This window comes from Polaromonas glacialis, from assembly GCF_000709345.1.
GTDB lineage: Bacteria > Pseudomonadota > Gammaproteobacteria > Burkholderiales > Burkholderiaceae_C > Polaromonas > Polaromonas glacialis.
Window position 1 is genome coordinate 56385 of the sequence record NZ_KL448325.1, and the last position, 18167, is coordinate 74551.

Annotated in this window: 16 protein-coding genes; 10 read left to right on the top strand and 6 right to left on the bottom strand. The window is 59.6% G+C overall.

Annotated elements, in window-relative coordinates; translation table 11 throughout:
- Positions 1-14: 14 nt before the first annotated feature.
- Positions 15-1187 carry an acyl-CoA dehydrogenase family protein gene (locus EC86_RS0122295; RefSeq protein WP_029528049.1) on the bottom strand — a complete coding sequence of 391 codons (1173 nt, stop codon included), beginning with the start codon at positions 1185-1187 and terminating at the stop codon, positions 15-17.
- A gap of 105 nt (positions 1188-1292) precedes the next feature.
- On the opposite strand from EC86_RS0122295, the gene EC86_RS0122300 reads away from it, so the two are divergent.
- The 10 genes from EC86_RS0122300 (at position 1293) to EC86_RS0122345 (ending at position 10840) form a co-directional block, all read left to right on the top strand.
- Positions 1293-2222: a LysR substrate-binding domain-containing protein gene (locus tag EC86_RS0122300; protein WP_029528050.1), complete on the top strand. Its 930-nt coding sequence runs from the start codon at positions 1293-1295 to the stop codon at positions 2220-2222.
- Between the two features lie 587 nt (positions 2223-2809).
- Positions 2810-4297 carry a 4-hydroxyphenylacetate 3-hydroxylase family protein gene (locus EC86_RS0122305; RefSeq protein WP_198026880.1) on the top strand — a complete coding sequence of 496 codons (1488 nt, stop codon included), beginning with the start codon at positions 2810-2812 and terminating at the stop codon, positions 4295-4297.
- 9 nt (positions 4298-4306) lie between these two features.
- Positions 4307-4843 (top strand): carboxymuconolactone decarboxylase family protein, encoded by a 537-nt coding sequence (locus EC86_RS0122310; protein WP_029528052.1) that lies wholly within the window; start codon positions 4307-4309, stop codon positions 4841-4843.
- Between the two features lie 21 nt (positions 4844-4864).
- Entirely contained in the window at positions 4865-5887 is a 1023-nt protein-coding gene (locus EC86_RS0122315; protein WP_029528053.1) for a VOC family protein, read from the top strand.
- 74 nt (positions 5888-5961) lie between these two features.
- Positions 5962-6963 carry a flavin reductase gene (locus tag EC86_RS0122320; protein WP_029528054.1) on the top strand — a complete coding sequence of 334 codons (1002 nt, stop codon included), beginning with the start codon at positions 5962-5964 and terminating at the stop codon, positions 6961-6963.
- A gap of 167 nt (positions 6964-7130) precedes the next feature.
- The gene (locus tag EC86_RS0122325) at positions 7131-8099 is read left to right on the top strand and encodes a Bug family tripartite tricarboxylate transporter substrate binding protein (protein ID WP_029528055.1); all 969 of its coding nucleotides are present in this window, start codon (positions 7131-7133) and stop codon (positions 8097-8099) included.
- Positions 8100-8114: 15 nt separating this feature from the next.
- Positions 8115-8255 (top strand): hypothetical protein, encoded by a 141-nt coding sequence (locus EC86_RS29105; protein WP_156955449.1) that lies wholly within the window; start codon positions 8115-8117, stop codon positions 8253-8255.
- Entirely contained in the window at positions 8252-9184 is a 933-nt protein-coding gene (locus tag EC86_RS0122335; protein WP_029528056.1) for a fumarylacetoacetate hydrolase family protein, read from the top strand. The genes EC86_RS29105 and EC86_RS0122335 overlap by 4 nt, the downstream gene beginning before the upstream one ends.
- A 117-nt stretch (positions 9185-9301) precedes the next feature.
- Positions 9302-9922, top strand: a complete 621-nt coding sequence (locus EC86_RS0122340; protein ID WP_029528057.1) for a glutathione S-transferase family protein — start codon at positions 9302-9304, stop codon at positions 9920-9922.
- 12 nt (positions 9923-9934) lie between these two features.
- Positions 9935-10840 carry a LysR family transcriptional regulator gene (locus tag EC86_RS0122345; protein ID WP_029528058.1) on the top strand — a complete coding sequence of 302 codons (906 nt, stop codon included), beginning with the start codon at positions 9935-9937 and terminating at the stop codon, positions 10838-10840.
- A 523-nt stretch (positions 10841-11363) separates the two neighbouring features.
- Here the strand turns inward: EC86_RS0122345 and EC86_RS29110 are convergent.
- The 5 genes from EC86_RS29110 to aceF all read right to left on the bottom strand — a co-directional run bounded on the left by EC86_RS29110 (position 11364) and on the right by aceF (position 18162).
- A complete protein-coding gene (locus EC86_RS29110) occupies positions 11364-11537 on the bottom strand; it encodes a hypothetical protein (protein WP_156955450.1) in 174 nt (57 codons plus the stop codon).
- 253 nt (positions 11538-11790) lie between these two features.
- Entirely contained in the window at positions 11791-12321 is a 531-nt protein-coding gene (locus EC86_RS0122355; protein ID WP_029528059.1) for a MarR family winged helix-turn-helix transcriptional regulator, read from the bottom strand.
- A gap of 432 nt (positions 12322-12753) precedes the next feature.
- Positions 12754-14490 carry a biosynthetic-type acetolactate synthase large subunit gene (gene ilvB, locus EC86_RS0122360; protein WP_029528060.1) on the bottom strand — a complete coding sequence of 579 codons (1737 nt, stop codon included), beginning with the start codon at positions 14488-14490 and terminating at the stop codon, positions 12754-12756.
- A 27-nt stretch (positions 14491-14517) separates the two neighbouring features.
- Positions 14518-16389, bottom strand: coding sequence for a dihydrolipoyl dehydrogenase (lpdA, locus tag EC86_RS0122365; RefSeq protein ID WP_029528061.1), 1872 nt, complete (start codon positions 16387-16389; stop codon positions 14518-14520).
- 78 nt (positions 16390-16467) lie between these two features.
- Complete coding sequence (aceF, locus tag EC86_RS0122370) at positions 16468-18162, bottom strand: dihydrolipoyllysine-residue acetyltransferase (protein ID WP_029528062.1); 1695 nt, start codon at positions 18160-18162, stop codon at positions 16468-16470.
- Between the last annotated feature and the right edge of the window lie 5 nt (positions 18163-18167).

The window sequence follows — 18167 nt, forward strand, 5'->3', positions numbered from 1 at the left end:
TGATCCCCCTGAGATCAGTAGGAACGGGGAAGTTCAAGCACGTGCTCGGCCACATGGCTCAGGATCATGTTGGTTGAGATGGGCGCGACCTGATATAGGCGTGTCTCGCGGAACTTGCGCTCTATGTCGTATTCGCAGGCAAACCCAAAACCGCCGTGCGTTTGCAGGCAGGCATTCGCGGCCTCCCAGCTCGCCTTGGCCGCCAGGTATTTGGCCATGTTGGCTTCCACGCCGGCGTTCTGTCGCGCATCGATCTTCTCGCAGGCGCGCCAGCGCATCAGATTGGCGGCTTCTAGCTCGATGAAAGATTCAGCCAGCGGAAACTGGATGCCCTGGTTCTGCCCAATCGATCGCCCGAACACTTTGCGCTCATTGGCGTAGTTGCAGGCCTTTTCCAAAAACCAGTAGCCGTCGCCAATGCACTCCGCAGCAATCAACGTACGCTCGGCGTTCAGTCCCTCAAAGATGACCTTCAAACCCTTGCCCTCCTGGCCCAGCAGCGCGTCTTCGGGCAGTTCCAGGTTATCGAAGAACAGCTCGTTGGTCTCGTGGTTAACCATGTTCGGGATGGGCCGCACTGTCAGGCCTTTGCCGATCGCCTTGTCCAACTCGACGATGAAGCACGAGAGACCGTCGCTCTTCTTTTGCACTTGATCCAGGGGAGTGGTGCGCGCCAGCAGGATGAGCAGGTCGCTGTGCTGCACGCGAGATATCCAGACCTTCTGGCCGTTGATGACCCAGCGGCCGTCTTTTTTGACGGCGGTGGTCTTGAGTTTGGTGGTGTCGCTGCCGGTGGTGGGCTCTGTTACACCCATGGACTGCACGCGCAGCTCACCCGACGCGATGCGAGGCAGGTAAAACTCCTTCTGAGCCGGGGTTCCACTAAAGACAATCGTGTTCATCACATACATCTGCCCATGGCAGGCGCCCGAATTGCCGCCCGAACGGTTGATCTCTTCCATGATCACTGAGGCCTCGGCCATGGAAAGGCCCGGTCCGCCGAACTCCTGCGGAATCAATGCGGCCAGCCAGCCCGCCTTGGTGAGGGCGTTGACAAACGCCTCAGGGTATTCGCGCTTTTCATCGATCTGACGGTGATATTCGGCAGGAAACTGGCTGCACAGGCCGCGTACCGCGTCACGAAGTTCCTGGTACTGGTCAGGCGCGGAGAAGATGGATGCGGTCATGTTTGCGTAAAAAGTTAATGAAGTTGTTCGATAGTAATATCTGATCAATTTTTAAAACAATAGAAATTTCTGATCAACCTATCAACTTTCGGTATTGAGAAAAAGATGGATTTCAAACAACTGCGCGCTTTTATCACCGTGGCCGAAACGGGCAATGTCACGCGTGCTTCCAATTTGTTGAACCTGGTGCAACCCGCGGTGTCGCGCCAGTTGCGCATGCTCGAAGAAGACCTCGGCACCGAGCTGTTTGAACGCCGCCATGGCATGCAACTCACGCCCTCGGGCAAAACCATGCTGGAATACGCGCGCCGCATCCTCAACGAAGTGGCGCGCGCCAAGGCCGAAATTCAACCTACCGACAGCCCGGTCTCGGGCATTGTGAGCATCGGGTTGCTGGCAAGCACATCGGACCTGCTTGCGACGAAACTGGCCGCCGAGGTCGTGCAACGCTATCCCCACATTCGCCTGAGGCTGTTGATCGGCTACGCCGGGCATCTGCAGGACTGGCTCGAGAATGGGGAAATCGATGCCGCCCTTCTGTACGGGCGCAAGGAAACGCCCGCACTGCACGTGAAAGAACTGCTTGAGGAGAGCCTCTGGATCGTGGCACCGCCATCGGCCAAGCTATCCCGAAAGCGGCCACTGCAGTTGGCACGCGTGGCACGCGAGCCCTTCATCCTGCCCGCTGCACCGCAAGGCCTGCGGGCGGCCATCGAACATGCGGCATTGGAGGCAGGCGTGACGCTGCAAGTGTTCGCCGAAACCAATTCATTGAGTGTTCAGAAAGCCCTGGTCGCAGAAGGCTACGGCTGGACCATTCTTCCTGTGGTGGGCGTCGCACAGGAAGTCGAACGCGGCCTCCTGAGTGCTGCCCCCCTCGCGGCGCCCGGTCTTCGGCGCACCATCGTGCTGGTCATGCCAAGCAGCCGGCAGGCTACTGCACCGGTGCGATGTGTGGTCAGCATTTTGACGGAGTGCGTCAAGACGACCTTCGACGAGGGCCACTGGCTGGACTCGCGCTGGCTAGGCCAGTAGTGGCATCCCCGAGCCAGCACGCCCCGAGCCAATCACCGCATTCCACTGTACCCCTCATGCATTTCACGCGTGCCGCGATTACGCAGCGCGCCTGGTATTACGGCGAGATGCTGGTTGGCGATCCGCCCCCCGGCGGCGCTGCGGCGTGCGACTCATCTGGGCGATGAGGACTCCTCGATGAATGAAAGAGGTGTCACTGTGATGGCCGACTCAGGCAGCAACAAGAATGTGCCGGATTGACCGCTTAGGTCGCTGCTGGCGGGCTCCACCGCAGCCGATCAGCGTCAAGCGCTGAAGTCATTATCCGCAAGCTCAGGCAGTGCGATCTCTTCCGTTTTGGATCAAGTCCTCGTTCAATAAAGCGTATTCATTTATTGATCGATCTCAAGTATCGTTCGATCGGAATTTGACAGATGCACGACGGTAAGAGTGTCGAGGTGAGCCCAGGCAACGAAATGTCGCTTGTGTCCGATTCAGCCTTTTTCCGCATGTAAAACAAAGAAGCATGAGGCCAAAGCCAGGTGTTTCACACGACAGGAGCAATACCAATGGATATGACTATAAATATGGATATCAAATCGACTGCCATGAATGGAGCCAGAAAAGGCGTGCGCAACGGGGCCGATTACATCGCATCGCTCCAAGACGGCCGCTCCGTCTGGATTGATGGAGAACGCATCAAGGATGTGACGGTTGACCGGCGCTTTCGTGGCGCGATTCAATCCATCGCAGATCTTTATGACATCCAATGCGATCCCGCTTTGTCGGACAAGATGACCTTCACCTCGCCGACCTCCGGCGCGCGCGTGGGCATGTCCTTCATCCAGCCACGCTCTGCCGAAGATCTGCGACGCCGGCGTGACATGATGAAGACCTGGATGGATGCCGTGGGCGGCATGATGGGTCGCACGCCTGATTTCCTCAACGTGATGGTCAGCGCCCACGCCTCGGCACACGAAGTGTTTGCGGTGGGCGGCGAACGGTTTGCCCAGAACATTGTCAATTACCATGAATACATTCGGGAAAACGACCTGGCGCTGACACACTCGCTGGTGTCGCCGGACATCGATAAGCGCAAGCAGATGTTCGAGCAGCCCGGTGAGATGGTGATGCGGGTCGTGCGCGAATCCGATGCCGGCATCTACGTTTCGGGCGCCCGTTCGGTGGCCACCCTCGGCCCACTGGCCAACGAGGTGCTCATCATGCCGGCGGCCGCGAAATTCCCGCTGGTGGCGGACGCCGAAGCCTATGCGGTCGGGTTTGCCGTCAGCATCGACACGCCCGGCATGAAGATGATCTGCCGCCCCTCCTACCCCACGACGGGAAAGTTCGCCAACGACCCCCTTTCGGGGCGCATGGACGAGATGGACGCGGTGCTCTGGTTTGAAGACTGCTTTGTGCCGTGGGAGCGCGTGTTCATGTACCGCAACATCAAGGCCGTGGAAGCCGCGATGAAGTCGCCCTCCGGCCCGCATGGTTCACACCAGTCGGCCACGCGCTCTTTGGCGAAGATGGAATTCCTGCTGGGCATTGCTTATAACCTGGTGGAAGTGAGCCACAGCCACTTCCCCAACGTGATGGTTCAACTGGCGGAATTGGTAGCCTTTGTAGAGACCTTGCGAGCCTTGGTCCGCGTGGCAGAAATTGATTGCATTCCTGGGCCCAATGGCACGGTCGTTCCCTATGAGCAGCCGCTCAATGTGGTGCGCGCTCAGTATCCGGCGATGCATGCCCGCGCGCTGGAGATCCTGCAATTCCTGGGCGCTGGCAACCTGGTCGTGGCGCCCTCCGTTGAGGACCTGCACAGCGAAAGCGGCCCGGCCATCGAACGCTATTGCGCCGGGGCCGACATTCCGGCCGAACGCAGGATGCAGCTGACGCGGCTTGCCTGGGATGCGTCTTGCTCGTCCTTTGCCGGGCGGCAGAATCTGTACGAAAAATTCTTCTCGGGCGATCCCTGGCGCAATGCCGCCATGCGCGGCGAGCGGTATCCGGGCGCCCGCGAGGCACAAGACCGTGTCTGGGCGTTCCTCGATCGCAATGGTGAGTGGGAGCAGCGGATCAACGGCGCCTAGGAGAGCAGCATGGCCCGTATCCCCCTTCCCACGCCAGCCGACGAACCCGAGGCATTTGCGCTTCTCCAGGCCAAGCGCAGTCACGCGCCGAATGCGGAAATCTACCGGACGCTTGCCATTTGCCCGGAAATCCTGGAGGCTTTCCTACCCATGGCCGATGCGGTTCGCAAGGGCTATGGCATCGATCCCAAATTGCGGGAGATGGCCATTGTCATGACGTGCCAGACCATGGGCACAAGTTACGAACACAACCCGCATTGGAATCGGGCCATCAAGGAGGGCGTTTCGAAGGAGAAAATGCTGGCGCTTTGGGATTTCGAACAGAGCGCCCTCTTCTCAGAGCTTGAAAAAGCCGTGCTTCGTCTGGCACGGGATGCGACCCGTGCGCCAGCGCAGGTGAGCCCCGAAGTCTGGAACGCCGTGCACCGCGAACTGGGCAGTCAGCAGAGTCTGGCGCTTTTGTTCAGCATCGGTTGGTACAACATGACTGGTCGCTTGACGGGTCCCCTCGACCTCAGCGACGAGGCCGCGTTCGCTCGCATTTAAATATACAACAGGAGACACACCATGCCACTTCCCAAACCCGTTTTCTATCCACCCTTTAACATCACCCGGGCGAGCCACGCCGTCATCACCTCGCGCGATCTCGAGGCTAGCCGGGACTTTTATGAACAGGTCGTGGGACTTGTCTTGACCGACCGCGACGCTGACACCCTTTACTTCCGTGGATTGGAAGAGGTGTGCCACCACAGCCTGGTCATCAAGCGCAGCGGCAGCAAGGGGCATGAATGTGAAGCCATCGGCATGCGGGTGCTGACGGATGAAGAGCTGGACAAGGCCGAGCATTTCTTCAAGGCCAAGGGTCTGCCGGCGCGTTGGATCGAGGTGCCCCACCAGGGCCGCACGCTCCTGGTGAACGACCCGGCCGGAACGCCGCTGCAGCTGTGCGCCACCATGTCGGTGATGCCCCGTCTATACACGCAATTCCAGGACTTCAAGGGCGGCGCTGCCATGCGCTTCGACCACTACCAAGTGCCCGTGACAGACGTGCAGACTCAGACCGATTTTTATGCCGAAATGGGGTTTCGCATTTCAGAGTACATGGCGCTGGATGACAAACTGATTGTGACCTTCATGTTTCGCAAGCACAGCACCCAGGACATCGTCTTTTTGGAGAACCCGGGCCCGCGCCTGCATCACTTTGCCTACACCGTTTCCGATTCGCACAGCATCCTGCGCGCCTGCGATGTTGCCGGCAATCTGGGCTTTGGCGATTCGGTGGAGCGAGGGCCAGGACGGCATGGCCCGGCGGGTGTGTTTTTCGTTTACTTCAGGGACCCCGATGGCCATCGGGTGGAATTGTTCTGCGATCACTATGCACTGATCGATAGCGAGGTTGAACCCGTGCTGTGGGACATGAGCAAGCCCGGCCTGTCATTGCGCTGGGGCTTGCCACCCCAGGAGTGCTGGTTCACCGAAGCCACCCATTTCAGCGACGTTCCGGTCGTGGAACTCGATGGCAAGCGGGGTCCCATGGCGACGCTTGAGAACTACCTGGCAGACAAAGCGCGCGCCAGGGCCGCTCAATAGTTCTGCACGGGGCCGCTTCGGTGGCCCCCGCCTTGGCGGGACAACATCGACCCAAAAAATCGGAGACATTCAAAATGACGACACAGATGGCCACCACGATTGAAGCGCGTAGCAGCGCTGTCACAACTAGCTTTGACAAACGCAGCTTGCGGGACGCATTTGGCTCGTTCGCCACGGGCGTGACGATTGTCACCACGGCCGGGCCAACCGGGGCCGATATCGGTTTGACAGCGAACAGCTTTTCCTCCGTGTCGCTGGACCCGCCCATGGTGCTCTGGAGCCTGGCCCGCACCTCCGCAAACATCGATGCTTTTCGCAACAGCGGGCATTTCGCCGTGCACATCCTGTCTGCCGATCAGGAAGCGCTGTCGGGGCGGTTTGCAAGCAAGGTCGCAGACCGCTTCGAAGGACTTGCACTCGACCGCGGGCCGGACGGCATTCCGATGTTGCCAGACTGCATGGCCCGCTTTGCCTGCAAGCTTGCTTACCAGTACGAGGGCGGCGACCACGTGATCTTCGTCGGCGAGATTGTCGATTTCGGCCATTCCGCGCGCAAGCCACTGGTCTTTCACGGCGGACGCTATGGTATGTTGCTGCCCAAGCAATCGGCCCCGGCGGCGGATTCGGCGGATGCGCTCAGCAATCTGTCGTCGGATGATTTGCTGTACCAGGTCTCGAACGCCTACTTCCGGACACGGCAGGCCGTGGTTGATGAGCTGGAGCACCATGGCTGGACGGCAGAAGAGTATGCCGTACTCAGCATCATTGGTCGGGAAGATGGGTTGTGCATGCCTGAGATCGTGGCGCGTAGCGAAAAATTCCGGGGCCAGACGATTTCCGCCGAGATCGTTCAAAAGCTCGTCGCACGTGGCCTGCTTCACGAAGGCGATTCCACGGATGGACAGACAAAGGTCAGGTTGACCTCCGAAGGCCGCCTTTCGGTCATGGAACTAATCGCGATACGCAAGTCTAGCGAGGCCGATGTCCAGGGCAGTCTGGACCCGAGCGAAGTGCAACTGCTGAAACACCTTTTGGGTCGGCTTGAACATTCCGCCCACGTGGTGGCATCGACTTAAGCACCCAAACCCGCAACGTTAATTGACCGATGTAAGTCTGATCAGATTGAAGCGGTGAGCGGCACGAAGCTTGTCTGTCCGGAACTCTCCGTCCCTTGAAGGGCCTCTGATTCTGGCCGGGCGAATATGACGCGCACAAAAAAAACCATGAAATTGAGGAGACAAAAATGAAACGACGAACACTTGCCTTTGTGGCCATAGGCCTTGGTTTAGCTTTACCGGTGAGCTGGGCGCAGTCCTTCCCTATGAAGCCGGTGCGCATCATTTCCCCATTTTCCGCAGGTAGTGGGCCCGATGCCCTGACCCGAATCGTTGCGGACAAGCTGTCGGCCATATGGAAAGTGGCCGTGGTGGTCGATCCCCGGCCAGGCGCCAGTGGTTTTCTGGCTGCTGGAGCCGCAAAACAGGCAGCGCCCACGGGCCACGACCTTTTCCTGGCTGATGTCGGTCATCTGGCTATCAACCCATCCCTGTTCAAAAAGCTGCCCTATGATCCGAAGGAGGACTTTGTGCCGGTGGGCGGCATGTTTCGCACCTCGTTTTTTATCATGGTGGGGGCCAATAGCCCGCTTCGCACTGTGAAGGATCTGATTGCCGCAGCCGCCACGCCTGGCAAAGTCACCTATGGTTCCACCGCGATCGGCAGCCCGCCTCACCTGGGCGCGGCGCAGCTCGCAGCGGCCAGCGGAACCAGGATGACGCATGTGCCTTACAAAGAGGTTTCGCAGCTCAACATTGCCGTATCCAACGGCGAGATTGACTGGACCATGAGCACCTTGGCCACCGCCGGACCGCTGCTCAAGGCCGGCAAGGTGCGGTTCATTGCCGTTGCGGATGGGATCCGCTCAGTAAGCTTGCCCAATGTCCCAACGGTGGAAGAGTCGGGTGGCCCCGCTGGCGTACAGGCGCGCAGCTGGGTTGCGTTGATGGCACCCAAGGGCACGCCTGCTGCCGTGGTAAGCACCCTGAACCAGAGCCTGAACGATGTGCTCAGGCAGTCTGAAGTTGCGGAAAGATTCGAAACCGTAGGCTTTGTGGCAGATCCAATGACGCCTGCCGCGCTCGCCAGCCTGATCGACAGCGACACAGTGGCCTATGCGGCCATGGTCAAACGCACCGGCGCCACCGTCGATTAAACCGTGAGGCACGCCATGAAAATAACCGCCGTTGATAAAATTTACAGTGGGCCAGCCGGACTGATGCTGGAAGTTTTAACATTTGTCCTTCAGCGCGACTACATCAGCGATGCAACATCCTGCATCGGCTACTTTTTGGAGGAACCCGACGCATGAAGATCGCTCGCTACCTATCTTCCGCTGGTTCAGAGCGGCTTGGCATCGTCACCTCCTTGTTAGGCTGTGAGTTGTTGGTCGATGTCGCAAAAGCTGCCGCCATCCGTAGTGGCCCGTCTACGCCGTCGTCGGTAATGGGCCTGATCGAGGGCGAGGCACCGGCAATGGACGCCACGCGCGAATTGCTCTTGTGGGCCTCGCATCGTCAGGATCCCGCCTGGATGGATGATCCGGACTGCGTGCAGTGGCTCACCCCGGTGCCGCCCAAATCCATGATCTGCGCCGGCCGCAATTTCGGGCGCCACAAGATGGAGTCGATGAAGGGCAACTTGGTCAGTGGCAGCAAGCTGCACAGCGATTTTCCAACAGGCTTCGTTAAGCTGGGTCGCACATTGGTTCCGCACAAAAGCCAGGTAAAGCGTCCCAAGGACGTTCTTGACTTCGATTACGAAGTCGAGATCGTGCTCGTGCTGGGCAAGGCCATTGATGTGGACAGCGACATCGAGCCGTCCAGCGCCATCTTCGGCTACACCATCTTCAACGACCTGTCGGCACGCGAATGGCAGCTGCGCGAAATGCACAACGGCATGATCATGTTGGGCAAGAACTTCCCCGGCTTCGGGCCCCTTGGGCCCTACATCCTCACCGCGGACGAAGTCCCCGACCCCAACGGCCTGGTCCTGTGGCTGAAGGTTAATGGCGAATTGCGCCAGCACTCCGACTGCCGCGACCTGATCTTCGACTTCGAGCGCATGGTGGCGTTCTGGTCTCGTTTCGGGCTGGTTCCCGGCGACCTGATCAGCACAGGTACGCCCGAAGGCGTGGCCTTGCACCACAAGCCAGACCCGAGCGCGTGGTACCTCAAGCCCGGCGACCGGGTAGAAGCAGGGGTGGACGGCATCGGTGTCCTGGAAACCTTCATCGTTTAGACGAAGTGAACGCAGGTGTTTGCGCGGACTGCGGAGTCAGCCAGTCGATGCAACGCCCTCATACCGACTCTGTCGCAAGTCGCTGCTCCCCATCCCCCATCACATACGGAATGTTGTATGAAACTTTACTTTTTGCCCGGTGCATGCTCGATCGGAATACACGCTTTGCTCGCCGAGATCGGCCAGCCGTTCGAGATCGAAAAGGCGGCTCGTCCGGGAACGCCCGAGTTCGAGGCCTACAAGCAGGTCAATCCCAAGGGAAAAGTCCCAGCCCTGATTCGTCATGACGGATCGCTTCTCACCGAGTTTCCAGTAGTAGCGCTTTATCTCGCCCGCATGAATCCTGAAAAAGAATTGATCCCGACGGATATGGAAGGCGAGATTCGCGTGCTGGAAATGACCGAATATCTTGTGTCTACCGTGCACATGCAAGGCTATACGCGTGTTCGCCGGCCCGAAAAATTTGCGCCAAGCGAATCGGACCACGCGACAGTCAAGTCGTTCGGCCTCGGGGTATTCCAAGCCGGACTCGATCGAGCAGAACGGCAGATCAACGGCAAGGACTGGCTGTTCGAGAAAATGAGCATTGCGGATTTTGCGCTGTTCTATCTCGAGCACTGGTGTGTGGTCAATGGAATTGGGTCTTTAGGTGATAATTGTCGGTCGCACCACGACCGCCTGTGGACGAACATCGAAATTCGTCGCGCTATTGAGTCTGAAACCATAACTTCATCTTGACCGCTTCTTCCTATGGATATGTTACTCAAGCTAAAGGCTTTCATCGCGACAGCCGACGCTGGTAACTTCTCCGCAGCCGCGCGCAACTCGTATGCCTCACCATCGGTCATGATGAAGAGGGTCGACGCGCTCGAGTGGGATTTCAAAACGACGCTATTCGACCGATCAACCCGGCGATTGACGTTGACAAACACGGGGCAAAGCTATCTTATCCATGCACGCCAACTGATCCGGTCCTACAACGACATGGTCAGCGGTGCGATTCTGAGCCCCGGCAGCATCGAAGGACCGATCAGGATCAAGGCTCCAGCCGTTTTGATCCGGCAGGGGCTTAGTGACCTATTTGCCGTCTACCGCGCCCAAAATCCGCTCGTCCATTTTGAGATCATTGCCTCTGACCGGGGTGGCAATCCAGCGACGGAGGGATTCGATATTGCGGTCGGGATGGATCAAATGGCCTACCCGGACGTCATCGAGCAGGTCATCCGGCCCTTTCCCCGGCTTCTTTGCGCGGCCCCTGCCTATCTCGCCCAGTGCGATGCGCCACTGCATCCCCGCGACCTGATTCATCACCCTTGCCTCGCATTTTCCCTAGCTGGACCGATTTGGGGGTTCAACTCGCCGGATGGGCGCATAGAAGTGGACGTGCGACCTGTTCTCAAAACAAATGATGCCGGATATTTGTGCGCCGCCGCCTGCGATGGCCAGGGGATTGTCCAGCTTGCACTACCGATTGTTGCGGATGCGCTGCTGGCCGGGCAACTCGTTCCTGTATTGGAGCAATTCCCGTTGGTAGAACGCTGGGTGAAAATCATGGTGCCGACTGCTCGACTGGAGCTGATGCGGGTCAAACTCCTGTTCGACAGGATGGTGCAGCATCTGGCATCCGCCAGTGGTGCGAGGATGGATTGCTATTAACCGGATCGCCGCGGGTTGAGCTACCTGTCCCTGCCGGAGAAACGGTTCAACCAGGTTGGTTTGTTTTTGATGGATTTGACCAACTCCTCGCGGCACGAGACCGCTCCATCAACTGCTTGCGTCCACCACCTTTTTTCAAACCCGGCCTTGCGCGGGAGCGCCTTGCAGTGCCAACTTCCGTGAGCCCGCGGCGAACCGTCTTGGCATCCACGCCCAACAGGCTTGAGATAGTGCCGCTGCCGAACTTGGCCGCCTTTATGGCCGCATATCGCTGCCGGTCATTTTACGACAGCGTCGCGAACGGCCGCTTCATCTTGACCTCAACGTCTTGTCCGTAACCCGTCTGTGTGGTCATTCATGGATTTTACGTAGCGGCTTCGCCTCGGCAAGTCACCCGTTGGGTAGCACCTGAATTTTGATCAGATAGAGAGTAGTTATTTCTGGCCACATCCTTAAGATTCGGGCTGTCCTGCATCGCCTGGGCCACCAAGCGATTGAACGTTTCGCCGCCAAAGTCGAGCCATCATTCGGCGATGACCGGCACTGGCACAGTGACTGCGCTCAAGCTCAGTGACGTTACATCGCGCAGGCTGCCCTGAGATTGAATGCCGGTCATGTCAGCGCAGCCAGTGATACCGGTGGCGATTAGTGCGAAAGCCACCAGCGCCATGCGCAGCGAGGCACGTGAAGCCGGCATGTCCAGCTGCCCATTCGCCTGCTTGGGATCACTTCAGAAAAGGGAAAAAATCGTACTGTAAGGTGTGACGATGCTTGAAAAATAGCGTCAGGATTGAGTTGTTTTTATCTTTTCCTGACGAATTTTAATTGGCGTCTAAGATTTCAAGCTGACGAGCCAATCCTTGCCATACGATTTTTTCTGAATTTTGCGAGGACCCTGCTTCAATACAATTAAAATCTGTGCTGTGTCTTCGCGAAATGGTGCGTTGGTTTTATTTGTCATTTTTTTCCACCTGTGCCTGCAGGGTTTGCGCCGTATCGAGCATGCGGCGCACATAGATCTTGAGGGTTTGCCATTCTTCGGCCGAGAAACCGGTTAGCAGCGCGTTTTGCATGCTGCAAAGAATGCCCGGAATCTCCTTGGCAGCCGCGCGGCCAGCATCGGTTAGTTCTAGGTTGACCACGCGCCGGTCATCCGACGAGCGCACCCGGTTGCACAGCTGCTTGGCCTGCAGCCGGTCCAGCAGCCGCGTCATCGAGCCAGCGTCGAGTTCGCACTGGCGCGCCAGTTCGGTCGCCGTCGAAGCGCAGCCCATGTAGAGCTTGAGCATGGGCACCCACTGCGCATTGGTCAGACCCGAGGGTTCGAGTTCGCGCTCGACGCCTTGCGCAACCAACGAAATGATGCGGCGCATCATGTAGCCGACGCTGTCATCGGGCGAATAACTTTCTGCCCGGTAAAAATCGGCCGAAGGGTTTGACGGTGCGTCACTGCAGGAAGTAGAGTTTTGCTTTGAATCCATGGCTCAAATAATACTTGCCTAAGCAATTATTGGCAAGCCTGCGTTTGCAATGACAATCTGAATACCAAGAAACTTCCCACTTACTGGTAACGCAATTGTTGTCGCAGATCAATGGGATGGACGCCCCTACCCAAGCTGACCCGCAATGTGACGAAGTTGAGGCGTCTATCAACCCACTTGAACAAGCAGGAGCGTACGCCATGACCGGCTCTAGTGTCGCGTCATCAGAAAACTGTCGGTACGCCTTACTCTGAAGAGAGCAGGCTTTATACGCTTGACGCGACACTAGTCCTACAGTGTCATAAATGCCGATCCCAATTCTGGATGAACTAATTTAGAGGTGCGGGAGTGGATGAATTTCACTCTCGTGCGCTTCATGCGAGCCTACCTGCTGTAGTTGGCGCATGTTCAGTCATTGCTGTTGCGGATCTTTCATAGATCCTCGGAGACGACTTGCGGCCTGAGCATCATGGCCGTCAGCGGTTTATCACTGGCCAGTGTCGGAAAAACGTTTTCGGTACGGTCGATCAAAACATCGACAAACACCAGGTTGTCTGAATCATGGACGGCATCGGCAAGCACCTGCGGCAAATCAAGGCTGCTTTTTACGCGTAGGCCACGATGGCCATAGGCTTCAGCCATCCCGACAAAGTCAGGAATCGATTCCATGTAAGACTGCGAGCGCCGGTTTTCATGGAATAGCTCTTGCTGCTGGCGCACCATGCCCAGAAAATTGTTGTTGAGGCAGATGACCTTGATCGGAAGACGGTATTGCAGGCAGGTGGACAACTCTTTGGTGGACATCTGGATACTGCCGTCGCCGGTGATGCAGATCACCGTCGCGCCCGGATTGGCCATGGCCGCGCCGATGGCAGCTGGCAGGCCGAAGCCCATGGTGCCCAGTCCGCCCGAGTTGATCCACTTGCGCGGCTTCCTGAACTTGAAATACTGCGCCGTCCACATCTGGTGCTGGCCGACATCGGAGGTCACGATGAAGTCCTCGGCACCCGGCATTTGGGAAAGCAGTTCGATCACATGCTGCGGCTTGATCCGGTCAGATTTCTGATAGTCCAGGCAGCGCAGCGCGCGCCACGCCTCAATTTGCGCCAGCCAAGGGGCAAAGCGGCCAGCGTCTAGCGGATGGGGTTCGAGGTGCTCCAGAAGAAGATCGATGGCCTGGGCGCATTCGCCCACAATCGGGATATGCACCGCGACGCGCTTGGAGATTGAGGTCGGATCCACGTCGATGTGAATGATCTTGCGCTGGGGCCGCATGAAGTCCTTGGGGTCGCCAATGACGCGGTCATCGAACCGGGCGCCGATGGCGATCAACACGTCGCAATGCTGCATCGCCAGGTTCGCTTCATACAGGCCGTGCATGCCCAGCATCCCCAGGTACATCGGGTCAGTGGCAGAAAACGCACCCAAGCCCATCAAGGTACTGGTCACCGGCGCCCCAGTGGCGCGCGCGAGCTTTTGCAGACTCAGCGAAGCGTTGCCCAGCACGACGCCTCCGCCGTAATAGATCAGCGGCCGTTTAGCCTCGGCGATGGCCAGTGCAGCCGCTGCCAGCTGCCGCTGGGGAATGCTGCCGCCATGCCTGTACGCGCGGATGTTGACCTCGGCGGGGTAGTCGAACGAGCGTTTCATGGGCGCCGAGCTGATGTCGCGCGGCAGGTCGATCAGGACCGGGCCGGGCCGACCGGTGCGGGCTAGAAAGAAGGCTTTCTTGACCGTTTGCTCGATCTTCTCGGGATCCGTCAGCAGGAAGCTGTGCTTGACGCAGGAACGGGTGATGCCCATCGTGTCCACTTCCTGGAAAGCATCCTGCCCCAGCATCTGGCTGGGTGCCTGTCCGGTCAACACCACCATCGGGATCGAGTCCATGAAGGCCGTCGCAATGCCGGTTAGCGCGTTGGTGACGCCCGGCCCCGAGGAGACCAGGCACACGCCAACGCGGCCGCTGGAACGCGCATAACCGTCGGCCGCATGGGCCGCGCTTTGTTCATGGCGAACCAGAACATGCTCAATCGCGCCGCTGCGGTCAAGCGCATCATAGATGGGCAGCGCGGCTCCGCCCGGGTAGCCGAAGACATGGGTGACGCCTTCGGCTTGCAGTGCCTGGATCAGATGGTCGGCAGCAGTGGTGATAGTCGGTGGGTTTTTCATTGTGATAGGTCAAGAAGGTGGTTGCGCTCAACGTTTTGCCGGCGGCAAGTCCGTGCAACTGCCATGCGCCACTTCGGCCGCCATGGCGATGCTTTCTCCCAGCGTCGGATGCGGGTGAATCGTCTTGCCGATGTCCACCGCGTCGGCGCCCATTTCAATCGCCAATGCAATCTCGCCAATCATGTCGCCGGCATGCGTGCCGACCATGCCGCCGCCCAGAATCTTGCCGTGGCCGTGTGCCTCCGGTGAATCGTCGAACAGCAGCTTGGTGAAACCCTCGTCGCGGCCGTTGGCAATCGCGCGGCCTGAAGCCGTCCACGGGAACAGTCCCTTTTTCACCTTGATGCCCTGCGCCTTGGCCTGGTCTTCGGTCAGGCCAACCCAGGCCACCTCGGGGTCGGTGTAGGCGACGCTTGGAATCACCCGGGCGTTGAAGGCCGCTGCCGCCAGTTCCTTGTTGCCCTGCAGTTCGCCGGCGATCACTTCGGCGGCGACATGCGCTTCGTGCACCGCCTTGTGCGCCAGCATCGACTGGCCGACGATGTCGCCGATGGCGAAGATGTGCTTGACGTTGGTGCGCATCTGGATATCCACCGGGATAAAGCCCCGGTCGGTCACGCTGACGCCGGCCTTGTCGGCGGCGATCTTCTTGCCGTTGGGGCTGCGGCCGACGGCCTGGAGCACCAGGTCGTAGGTTTGCAGCGCGGGCGCGGTGCCGCCCGGCTCGGCGCTTTCGAACGTCACCTCGATCCCTTCGGGCGTGGCCCTGGCGCCCACCGTTTTGGTCTTGAGCATGATGTTGTCAAAACGCGGCGCGTTCATCTTCTGCCAGACCTTGACCAGGTCGCGGTCGGCGCCCTGCATCAGGCCGTCCATCATTTCCACCACGTCCAGGCGGGCGCCCAGCGTGCTGTACACCGTGCCCATTTCCAGGCCGATGATGCCGCCGCCCAGAATCAGCATGCGCTTGGGCACTTGCTTCAGTCCCAGTGCGCCGGTGGAATCGACCACGCGCGGATCGTCAGGCATGAACGGCAGGCGCATGGCTTGTGAGCCGGCGGCGATGATGCAGGTCTTGAAGCCGATGGTCTGCTTCTTGCCGGTCTTTTCCTGCGACGTGCCGCTGGTTTCCTCGACTTCGAGGTGGTTGGCGCCGGCAAAAGCGCCGTAGCCGCGCACCACGGTGACCTTGCGCATCTTGGCCATGGCGGCCAGCCCGCCGGTCAGCTTGCTCACCACCTTGTCCTTGTGGCCGCGCAGCATGTCGATGTTGAGGGTGGGCGCGCCGAAGTCAACGCCGAGCGCGGCCATGTGGCTGACCTCGTCCATCACGGCGGCCACATGCAGCAGCGCCTTGGAGGGAATGCAGCCTACGTTCAGGCAAACGCCGCCCAGCGCGGCGTAGCGCTCGACCAGCACCACCTTGAGGCCCAAATCAGCCGCGCGGAAGGCGGCCGAGTAGCCGCCGGGGCCGGCCCCCAGCACCAGAAGGTCGCAGTCCAGGTCGGCCGTACCGCCAAAGCTGGCGGCGGCCGGAGCCGGCGTTGTCGATGGCGCTGCAGCAGCGGGCGCTACTTTTCCAGCCGCTGCTGGTGCAGGCGCGGCCTGCGCAGGCGCCGGTTTTGGGGATTCAGCCGGAGCAGCGGCCGCGTTTCCAGCGCCAGCGACTTCCAGCGTCAGCACGACCGAGCCCTGCTTGACCATGTCGCCGAGCTTGACCAGGATGTCCTTGACCACGCCGCCGTGCGACGATGGGATTTCCATCGACGCCTTGTCGCTTTCCACGGTGATCAGGCTTTGTTCGGCCTTGATAGTGTCGCCGGGCTTGACCAGCACTTCAATGACGGACACTTCGTCAAAGTCGCCAATGTCGGGCACTTGAATATTGATGAATGCCATTTTCTCTTTCGTACAGGCAGTTGAGGCCACCGCCGGGCCTCGGAACAGGCAGCGGTCAACCTTGGAGCGTTTTGGTTTTTAAAGCAGGATGCGGCGAAAATCCGCCAGCACCTGGCCAAAGTACGCATTGAAACGCGCCGCCGCCGCGCCATCAATCACACGGTGATCCCAGCTCAGGCTCATCGGCTGCATCAGGCGCGGCTGGAAAGCCTTGCCGTCCCAGACGGGTTCGATGCGGCTCTTGCACACGCCCATGATCGCCACCTCGGGTGCATTGATGATGGGCGTGAAGTAGCGCCCGCCAATGCCGCCCAGCGACGAGATCGTGAAGCACGCCCCCTGCATGTCCGCCGGACCGAGCTTACCGTCGCGCGCTTTCTTGGCCAGCTCGCCCATTTCCTGCGAAATCTGGATGATGCCTTTCTTGTCGGCGTCCTTGATCACTGGAACCACCAAGCCGTTGGGCGTGTCGGCGGCAAAGGCAATATTGAAATACTGCTTGAGCACCAGCTGGTCGCCGTCGAGCGAAGCATTGAACTGCGGGAACTTCTTGAGCGCAGCCACCGAGGCCTTGATCAGGAAGGCCAGCATCGTGATCTTCACGCCGGATTTCTCGTTTTCCTTGTTCATCTGCACGCGGAAGGCTTCGAGCTCGGTGATGTCAGCGTCGTCGTGGTTGCAGACGTGCGGAATCATCACCCAGTTGCGGTGCAGGTTGGCGCCGCTGATCTTCTTGATGCGCGACAAGGGCTGGCGCTCGACCGGGCCGAATTTGGTGAAATCGACCTTGGGCCACGGCAGCAGGTCCAGCCCTGCGCCCGTGCCGCCGCTGGCTGCAGCGGCAGGCGTCGGGGCTTTGGCCACCTGCGCCTGGGTGCGGGTGTCGCCGGCCATCACGGCTTTGGTGAAACCCTGGACATCGTCCTGCGTGATGCGGCCCTTGGGGCCGGAGCCCTTGAGTTCGGCCAGCGGCACGCCCAGTTCACGGGCAAACTTGCGCACCGACGGCGAGGCATGCGGCAAGCCGCCCTGCGGCGCGGCCGTGGGTTCGTGTGCGGGCTGGGCCTGGGGCGCTGCGGCTGGCGCAGGCGCTGCAGCCGCCGGTGTGGTTGCGGCTGGAGCAGCCGGGGCTGCGGCCGGTGCCGGTGCAGGCGCACTTGCCGCCGCAGCGGCCGAGCCTTCCAGAATCGCCAGCAGGTCGCCGATATTGACGGTGTCGCCCAGCTTGACCTTGAGCTCCTTGATCACGCCGGCGGTGGAAGACGGAATCTCCATCGAGGCCTTGTCGGACTCGACCGTGATCAGCGATTGCTCGACCTTGACGGTGTCGCCCGTCTTGACCAGCACCTCGATCACGACCACATCCTTGAAGTCGCCAATGTCGGGAACGCGCACTTCGACCGGGCCTGCGGCCGCTGCCTGGGCAGGAGCCGAAGCAGGCGCTACCGGCGCAGCAGCTGGCGCTTCTGTTTTGATAGCTGCCGGCGCATTCTCAGCTTGCGCAGGAGCCTGTTTTGGCTCGGATTGTGCGGCGCCCGCCACTTCCAGTGTCAGCACGACCGAACCCTGCTTGACCTTGTCGTCGAGCTTGACCTTGATGTCCTTGACCACGCCGGCGTGGCTGGAGGGAATCTCCATCGAGGCCTTGTCGGACTCGACCGTGATGAGCGACTGCTCGGCCGTCACGGTATCGCCCGGCTTGACCAGCAGTTCGATGACCGTCACTTCGTCAAAGTCCCCGATGTCAGGGACTTGAATATCAATAAGAGACATGCGTT